At 70.7% G+C, this 8,396-nt stretch carries 5 protein-coding genes and 1 pseudogene; 4 read left to right on the top strand and 2 right to left on the bottom strand.

Annotated features, from left to right (window positions below; translation table 11 throughout):
• Positions 1 to 3,143 (bottom strand): exodeoxyribonuclease V subunit gamma (locus QK444_RS27225; RefSeq protein ID WP_282785007.1); only part of this gene is annotated, 3,143 nt, incomplete at its 3' end.
• A 200-nt stretch (positions 3,144 to 3,343) separates the two neighbouring features.
• Between QK444_RS27225 and QK444_RS27220 the strand changes: the two genes are divergently transcribed.
• On the top strand, positions 3,344 to 3,550 hold the full coding sequence (locus tag QK444_RS27220; protein WP_029930573.1) for a hypothetical protein: 207 nt from the start codon (positions 3,344 to 3,346) through the stop codon (positions 3,548 to 3,550).
• 212 nt (positions 3,551 to 3,762) lie between these two features.
• Positions 3,763 to 4,554: a tat pathway signal sequence gene (locus tag QK444_RS27215; RefSeq protein ID WP_282785008.1), complete on the top strand. Its 792-nt coding sequence runs from the start codon at positions 3,763 to 3,765 to the stop codon at positions 4,552 to 4,554.
• 24 nt (positions 4,555 to 4,578) lie between these two features.
• Here the strand turns inward: QK444_RS27215 and QK444_RS27210 are convergent, their stop codons facing one another.
• A complete protein-coding gene (locus tag QK444_RS27210) occupies positions 4,579 to 6,057 on the bottom strand; it encodes a cytochrome P450 (RefSeq protein ID WP_282785006.1) in 1,479 nt (492 codons plus the stop codon).
• Positions 6,058 to 6,217: 160 nt separating this feature from the next.
• Between QK444_RS27210 and QK444_RS27205 the strand changes: the two genes are divergently transcribed.
• Together QK444_RS27205 and QK444_RS27200 are read left to right on the top strand one after the other, a co-directional pair.
• A complete protein-coding gene (locus QK444_RS27205; protein ID WP_282785005.1) occupies positions 6,218 to 7,663 on the top strand; it encodes an NAD(P)/FAD-dependent oxidoreductase in 1,446 nt (481 codons plus the stop codon).
• 96 nt (positions 7,664 to 7,759) lie between these two features.
• Positions 7,760 to 8,396, top strand: a pseudogene (locus QK444_RS27200) (hypothetical protein); the annotation flags it as partial.

Genomic DNA, 8,396 nt, shown 5'->3' with positions numbered 1-8,396 from the left:
GCCGCGCGCAGCATATCGGCCTCCACGCCGTTGAGCCGCGCGGCCAGCATGCGTTCGCCCATGGACCATTTGGTGAGTCCGTCCAGGGCGATGGGCAGCCGGTCGTCGATCTCCTCTTCCTCCTCGGGCACGCGGATGCCGAGCCGCTGCCACAGGAAGGCGCGCACCGGATGTTCGGCGAAGGCCACCAGATCGGTGAGCTCCACATCGCCCGGCGACGCGGAGGGCAGCGGTGCGGCGAGGAATACCGGCCGCGACTGCTGCGGCTGCCGCGCGGCCACCGCGCCCGCGAGGGCCACCGGATCGAAGCTGAACGGGTCGTCGGCGCGGAAGTTGGCGGCGTCGAAGGGTTGCAGTGGATGCCGCCGCACGATCCGCGCCATGGCCTCGCGGCCGACATGGGCGCGCACGGTGTCGAGCACCTCGGCGAGTGGGATGGCGGGCGGCCGGTGCGCCCCGGTGACCGGATCGGATCCGGTGTGCAGCAGCACGAGTCGCTCCCCCGCCGCCATGATGGCGTCCAGCAGCAACTGCCGGTCCTCGCTGCGCGGGTCGCGGTCGCCGGGGCAGCGGTGCCGGGCCAGCACATCGTCGCCGTCGATGCCGCCCGCGCGCGGGAACACCTCGTCGTCGAGTCCGAGCAGCACCACCACCCGGTGCGGCACCGACCGCATGGGCACCATGGTGCACACGGTCAGCTCACCGGTGCGGAAGTTGGCGCGCGAGGCCCGCCCCGCCAGCCGGGTCGCCAGCAGCGCCGCGATATCGGGCAGGCGCAACGGCACATCCCCGGCGTGTTCGAGGGCGGCGGCCAGTTCCCGCCGCGCCTGCACGCCCGTCCACGCCTGCGCGCGGGTCACGTCGGTGAGCAGATCGAGCGCGCGGCCGAGCACCGCGGCCCACTCCCCGGCCGGGCGGGCGGTTCCTGCCGGTTCGGCCAGGGTGGGTCCGCGCAGGTCACGCAGGCAGACCGCGAGCCGGTCCACGAATTCCGCGAAGCGCCCCGCCAGATCGATGTCGCCCGAGTCGACATCGTCGAGCGGCAGCGCCAGATCCAGCCAGTCGGCGCCGGATTCGCCCGCGGCCACGCCGAGCAGAATGCGGTCCACTGCCGCATTGAGCGTGTTCTGCGCGAAATCGCCGAGTCCGAATGCCTGCCGCTGCCGCTGCCCGATACCCCAGCGCGCACCGGTCTCGGCGGCCCACTCCCGCAGTCGTTCCAGATCGTCGTCGTCGAATCCGCAGCGCAACCGCACCGGTTCGGCCGCGGCGAGGTCCAGCACCTCGGTGACGGTGACCCGGCCGTCGGCCAGTTCCAACAGCGTCCCGATCACGCCGAGCAGCGGATTCACCGCCCGCTGCGCCCGATCGGCCAACCGCACCCGCAGTGCGTGCCCGGGATGCCCGGCTTCGGCGGTGTCGAGGGACCACTGCCCGAAGGCCGCCCGCACCAGCGGCGCATAGCTTTCCACGTCCGGGCACATGACCACCACATCGCGCGGTTGCAGCGTGTGATCCGCGGCGAAGACGTGCAGCAGACAGTCTCGCAGCACCTCCACCTGCCGCGCCGGACCATGGCAGGCGTGCACGCCGACGGTCCCGTCCCCGGCCAACTCGGGTTCGACCGCCACCGGCCACCGATCCTCCCGGATCGCGGCCTGCAGCGCGGACAGCAGGGTGCGCCCGGACGCCAGGTCGCGCACGCTGGATGCGCCCGCTACAGCACCGCGCTCCACCGATCGCCGCCCGGTCGCCGACTCGCCCGTACCCACCGCAGGCGTGGCGGCCGCGACGAAACCAGCGGCGCCCGCCCGGTCCTCCCGGTCGGAACCCGCTACGTCGGAGAACTCGGTGGCGCCCCCCTCGGCACGGTCGGCTGCCGGCTCTATGACATGCCCGGCGGCAGAGTCGACGGGGCGGCCGAACTCCACCGCGCCATCGCGGTCGCCGTCCGGTATTCGGGCGCGCCCGAGGTTCGGCGTGTCCGACGCGACCTCCGCCGTCCGCGCGCCGGATGACGCGCCCCGGCCCGGCGCTGTGGCCGCCGCCGTCCGCGCGGCGCGTCGTTCGCCCCGGCCCGGCGCTGTGGTTGTTCCCGGCGATATCGCGGCGGGCGGGTGGTAGGTGTCGGTGTGGTCGTAGGCGTGCAGGCGCTGCTGCAATTCGCGCATGTCGCGGCCGAGGGCGGCGAGCAGCGGATGCCGCACCCGCACAAGGGAATCCGGCATCTCGCCCGAAGGTGACGATCCGCCCGCTCGGTCCACCCGCTGCCGATCGGAGGCCGCGCGCACCGATGCGGGAGCATCACCCGCCGCAGAGGAACCCGACCGGTCGGCCGAATCGGTCTGCGCGCCCACCCCGTTCGATGCCAGTTCCGTCCACAATGTCGGGCTCGGGTGCACCAGCCACAGGTGCACCTCCCGCCCCGCGGACAGCGCCGACAGCACCTCGAGCTGGTCGGTGGTCAGTCGCGTCACGCCGAACAGCGAGATCCGCCGTGGCAGCGACACCACCCCGGGTTCCGCCCGCAGGTGTGCGCACGCGGCGGACAGTCGCTCGGCCGGGCTCGGCACCCCCACGGCTTCCCGCAGCGTCCGCCACAGGCGCGGCTGCCAGCGCAGGTCCTCCGGCAGCTCGCGTCCGGTCCCGTCGGTATCGAGCCCGTCCGCCCACGCGGTGATCATGCCGGGGCGCTGGGTGCCGTAGCCGTCGAACAGGTCCGCGATCCGCGCGGCGGTGGCGTAGCGCCGCCCCACCTTGTGCCCGGCGGCGTCGCCCCGGCCGAGATGCCGCGACAGCACACCGCACCACGGTTCCGCCAGCACCGCGTCCAGCACCGGCAGCAGCGTCCACACCAGTCGTTCGGGAGCCCACGGGTCGGTATCGGGGGTCAGCCCGGTCGCCTCCGCCAGCACCGCGCCCACCAGGCTCGCCGGATCCGGGAATTCGATATTCGCGGCGATGCCGTCACCACCGGTCGCACTGCCGAGCACCGTCGCCAGCCGCTGGATCACCCAGCGCTCGATCCCCTTGGCCGGTACCGCGACGACCTCGGCGGCGAAGGGGTCGTCAAGGGGTCTGGCCAGCAGCTGGGCGAGCGCGTCGACGAGCGTGTCCGCTCGCTCGGCCCGGTGAATGTGCACGAGCTGTGTTTATACAGTCGGCGAACCGGATGCAAACACCGGGTGCCGCGCGCCTTACGGTGACACGCGCCACACGCCGCGGATTTGCTCGGGCGCGTCACACGGGATTCGGCAATCGGTGTGCGACAGTGCTTTGCGGGGAGGGCTTTTCGGGGAGGTAGGCAGTAGCGCAGTAGGTACGGAAAGGCTGGTTCGCGTCGATGTCCGCCACGGTGATTCCCCTCGTGCCCAGAAGCGGGTTCACGGTTCGTCGCGTCGGCGACCGCTGGGAGTTGATCAACTCGCGCCACTACGGCCGCGGCATCGTCCTGCACACCTGGCCGCGCGAGCGCCACTCCGAGGCGTTCGAGCACTGCTACCGCCTCAACGGCCGCAGCGTCGAGGAGCTCGAGGCCGCGTTCCGCTGACCGCCGCGGGCATGTGAAAGCCACTGCGGGCAGACGCATTTCGCCAGCTCCCGCACGAATTGTCCGCAAGACGTGCAGAGCGGACACTTCACTGTCTATTGTGGTCCACCGTGCGTTCTCCGAAGCCTCGGCGCAACCGTGTGGCCGCCTCCGCCGCCGTCCTCACCGCCGCCGCCCTGATCCCCACCGCGCCCGCACTGCTGCCGAATGGGATGGGACCGTCCTTACCGACGGCCGCCGCGCAGTGCATGGCCGGCTTCGACTGCGATATGTCCAGCCGCATCGCCCGGGTGGACGACTACCTCCAGGGCCGCCCGGGACTGGTCGGATACGTGGTGCGCGACCGGGTTACCGGCGGCATCTACCGAAACGCCAACGCCGAGACCATGTTCTGGACGGCCTCCACCATCAAGCTGGCGATGGCCGAGGATCTGCTCAACCGCGCCCGGATCGGCGCGATCGCTCTCGACGCCGGTGATCGCGGCCTGATGGAATCCATGCTGGCAACCTCCAACGACACCGCCGCCGACATCCTCTGGAACAAGTACGCGGGCGTGGACCGCATGGCCTTCCAGAACGCCTTCCGCGCCAACGGCATGGGCGGGCTGGTGCCGATGCCGCCCACCAGCTCCATGGCGCAGACCAAGCTCTTCCCCGACTGGGGCTTCCAGCAGTGCACCCCCTCCGATCTCGACCGGCTGATGGACAGCGTGCTGACCGGTATGCATCCCGACGACCGGAACTATCTCGTCGACCGCATGCGCCGGGTGGACACCAACCAGCACTGGGGGGTGTGGGGTGCGGGCGCGGCCATGCGCCCGGGCCTGAAGAACGGCTGGTCGCAGGAGCAGGGCGGCTGGGTGGTCAACTCGGTCGGCTTCGCAGGGCCGGACGAGCGCTACACCCTGGCGATCATGAACTCGCTCGGTGGTGCGGGCGGGTACGCCGAGGGCGCGGAGACCACCACCCGCGTCGCGGAGATCCTGTTCAAGGGCCGCGGCTGATCCGACCCCCGTGCCGCCGCTCCCTCAGTCCGCACCCGGACCGGAGCGGCGGCGCAGCAGCGTCGGCGCATCGTCGCGCGGGAACGGGATGGTGGAGAAACCCCACGGCATGAGGTAGTCGCCGGGGACCGTCCACTCGTAGTCGCGGGCCAGCGCCGCGATGATGGTCTTCACCTCCATGACCCCGAAGTGCATGCCGATGCACTTGTGCGCGCCCGCGCCGAAGGGTAGCCAGGCCAGCCGGTGCGCGCGATCCTCCCGGCGGTGTTCGGCGAACCGCTCCGGATCGAAAAGTTCGGGGCGCGTCCAGAACTCGGGCAGCAGGTGATTCACGCCGTGTGCGATGTCCACCTGGGTGCCGGCCGGGACGAAATGCCCGGCGATCTCGGTATCGCGGGCGGCGCGCCGCACCAGGCCGGGCACCGGCGGCAGCAGCCGCAGGCTCTCGCGGATCACCAGGTCCAGCTCCCGCAGCCGGTCCAGATCGGCGATGGTGGGCGGGGCGCCGTCGAGTTCGGCGTGCAGGGCCAGGGCTTCGGCACGCACCCGGCGCTGCCACTCCGGATGCCGACCCAGGTAGTAGGCGGTCGCGGTGACGGTGGTCGTGGTGGTGTCGTGGGCCGCCATGATCAGGAAGATCATGTGGTTCACCACGTCCGCGTCGCTGAACACCGCGCCGTCCTCGGTGCGGGCCCGGCACAGCGCGGAGAAGAAGTCCGGTCCCGGTGCACGCCGCTTGGCGGGGATCATGCGGGTGAAGTACTCCTCCAGCACCTTTCGACCGCGCAGCCCCGCGTACCAGTTGCCGCCCGGCACCGGGAAGCGCAGCAGGGCCAGCGCGGCGTGGGTGCAGCGCAGGAACGCCCGGCCCAGCCGTTCGCGCTCGGCGCTCGAGTCGACCGCCATGAACACGTCGGTGGCGATGCGCAGGGTGAGCTCCTTGAAGGCCGGGTACAGCGGCAGCCGCCGCTCCCCGGCGGGCGCCCAGCGGGCGACGGCGGCGTCCACGACGGCGGTCAGTTCGGTCAGATGCTCCTGCAACCGGTCTCGGGTGAACGCCTGCTGCATGATGCGGCGGTGGAACATGTGCTCGTCGAAGGAGAGCAGCAGCAGTCCGCGGTGGAAGAACGGGCCGATGAACCAGTCCCAACCGGAGCCGAAGTCCTGGCGGCGGCGGCCCAGCACCTCGTCGATGGCCTCGGGTCCGGCCACCAGCACCCGGCGCGCGCCCAGCGCACTGTTGAACGAGACCGGTCCGTACTTGCGATAGCGGCCCATCATCTCGGCCGGACCCCAGCGCAGGTACTGCAGGCTCCGCCCCAGATACGGCAGCCCGGCATCGCCGCGCACCGCCCGCAACCCGCTACCGGGAGGCGGTGCGGCGAGTTCCCGCGCCCGCTCGGGCAGGCGGCGCAACAGCCGATCGACCAGCGCCGCATCGGGAATCTCGAGCAGGGACAGGTTCTCCGCCTCGGCGCTGACACGACCGGCCACGGCGACCATGGCATTCCTCCCTGAGCGACTGCCCATATTGTATTTTCGAGGCAGTAGCGATGTCGGTCGTTTTCCCGATGCGTCCTGATTGGTCGACTCAGCTCACGCCGTACTACCGTTGGGCGTGATGTGTCGTAGCAATACCGTCTTCTCCAGGGAGCAGGACTAGATGAGCACCGATTCTGTAGTGAAGCGCCACCGCGTGGCGGTGATCGGGTCCGGGTTCGGTGGCTTGTTCGCCTGCAAGCACCTGAAGAACGCCGACGTCGACATCACCCTCATCTCCAAGACCTCCACCCACCTGTTCCAGCCGCTGCTGTACCAGGTGGCCACCGGCATCCTCTCGGTCGGCGAGATCGCCCCCGCCACCCGCATGGTGCTGCGCAAGCAGAAGAACGTGCAGGTCATCATGGGCGACGTGCACGATATCGACCTCGAGAACAATATCGTCACCTCGCGGCTGCTCAACCAGGACCATCAGACCCCGTTCGACAGCCTCATCGTGGCCACCGGTGCGCAGCAGTCGTACTTCGGCAACGACCACTTCGCCACCTACGCGCCCGGTATGAAGACCATCGACGACGCCCTCGAACTGCGCGCCCGCATTCTGGGCAGCTTCGAGGAGGCCGAACTCGCACCCACCCAGGAGATGCGCGACCGGTTCATGACCTTCGTGGTGGTCGGCGCGGGACCCACCGGCGTCGAATTGGCCGGGCAGATCGCCGAACTCGCCGACCGCACCCTCGAGGGCACCTTCCGCAATATCGATCCCCGCGACGCCCGGGTGATCCTGGTCGAGGGCGCCGACGCGGTGCTCAAGCCCATGGGTCCCAACCTCGGCGGCAAGGCGCACCGGCGGCTCGCCCGGATGGGCGTGGAGATCCAGCTCAACGCCATGGTCACCAATGTGGACGCGCGCGGCGTCACCATCAAGGACGCCGACGGCAGCGAGCGCCGCATCGAATCCGCCTGCAAGGTCTGGTCGGCCGGTGTGCAGGCCAGCGCGCTGGGCCGCCAGCTCGCCGAGCGCTCCGACGGTACCGAGGTGGACCGGGCCGGACGCGTGATCGTGGAACCCGACCTCACCATCAAGGGCCACCCGAACGTCTTCGTGGTCGGCGACCTCATGGCCGTGCCGGGCGTGCCCGGCCAGGCGCAGGGCGCGATCCAGGGCGGCACCTACGCGGCCAAGGCCATCAAGGCCGGGCTGAAGGGCGAAACGCCCGAGCAGCGCAAGCCGTTCAAGTACTTCGACAAGGGCTCCATGGCCACCGTGTCGCGGTTCAGCGCGGTGTGCCAGGTCGGCAAGCTGGAGTTCGGCGGCTTCATCGCCTGGCTCGCGTGGCTGGCGCTGCACCTGTGGTACCTGGTCGGCTTCCGCAGCCGGTTCGTCACCGTCTTCGAATGGTTCGTCTCCTTCCTCGGCCGCCATCGCGGCCAGATGGCCGCCACCGAGCAGTGGGTGTTCGCGCGGCTGGCCCTGGAGGCGATCAACGCCGGGGATGTGGACGCGCGCGATGCGGTCCGGCCCTTCGACGGTGAAACATCCACGGGTAACGGCAAATCTGTGGCGAACGAACCGACCACGCCGTCGAGCGACCGCAGGGTGGGGTAACCCCTAACGTCGACCGGGGGTAGGCCCGGACCAATCCGGCACATGGACCGGATCCGAATGTTCGAAAGCCGTGAACATTCGTGAGAAAGGTCATTCATGGGCAAACGCCAACAGGTTGATCGTCTTTCGCCCCGGCGGCGGCTGAGTTCACTCGCCGTCGTCGGGGCGCTGCCGTTCAGCGTCGCACTCGCGGGCACGGCCTCGGCCGAACCGGTACATCCGGAGGACAGGTCCGTCCCGCCCGCCACGGCCACCGAGCAGAATCCGCGGACCGATATGGTGCTGCACTCCCCGCTGGGACCGCTGACGGTGCCGATCCCGCCGGAACTCGCCGACGGCGTGCGCGGCTGGCTCGACACCACCGCCGCGGGCACCACGTCGGCCTCCGCCCCGGCCGCGGAAACCGACGCCACGGCAGCGGTTTCGGACGGCGCGCAGCCGGTCGCCGACGCACCGACCACCCGGGTGAGCCGCAACTCCCCGGTCGGAGTGCGGGACATCCCCGGTGGATCGCTCGCGGCGGTCGATCCGGAACAGCTGCGCATGCCCGATCCGGCCAGCGCACCGGCGGTCGCGCCCATCGCCGCGCCCGAGGGGAAGCTGCGCTTCGGCGATACGCAGGTCGACGTGCCCGGATGGCTGTCGCCCGAACAGGCCGACCAGGTCAATACGCTGTCGGCCACCGCCGAGGCGGAGCTGGCCCGCACCCTGGACTCGGCGGGCTTCGAGCCGA

The organism is Nocardia sp. CC201C, from assembly GCF_030010695.1.
Taxonomy (GTDB): domain Bacteria; phylum Actinomycetota; class Actinomycetes; order Mycobacteriales; family Mycobacteriaceae; genus Nocardia; species Nocardia otitidiscaviarum.
The sequence above is the reverse complement of the archived record's forward strand: the minus strand, read 5'-3'. Positions and strand labels throughout refer to the sequence as shown.

Excerpts from the sequence above, each read along its gene's own strand:
- QK444_RS27215 (WP_282785008.1), top strand. The coding sequence starts at position 3,763 with ATGGGACCGTCCTTACCGACGGCCGCCGCGCAGTGCATGGCCGGCTTC.
- QK444_RS27210 (WP_282785006.1), bottom strand. The coding sequence starts at position 6,057 with ATGGTCGCCGTGGCCGGTCGTGTCAGCGCCGAGGCGGAGAACCTGTCC.
- QK444_RS27205 (WP_282785005.1), top strand. The coding sequence starts at position 6,218 with ATGAGCACCGATTCTGTAGTGAAGCGCCACCGCGTGGCGGTGATCGGG.
- QK444_RS27220 (WP_029930573.1), top strand. The coding sequence starts at position 3,344 with ATGTCCGCCACGGTGATTCCCCTCGTGCCCAGAAGCGGGTTCACGGTT.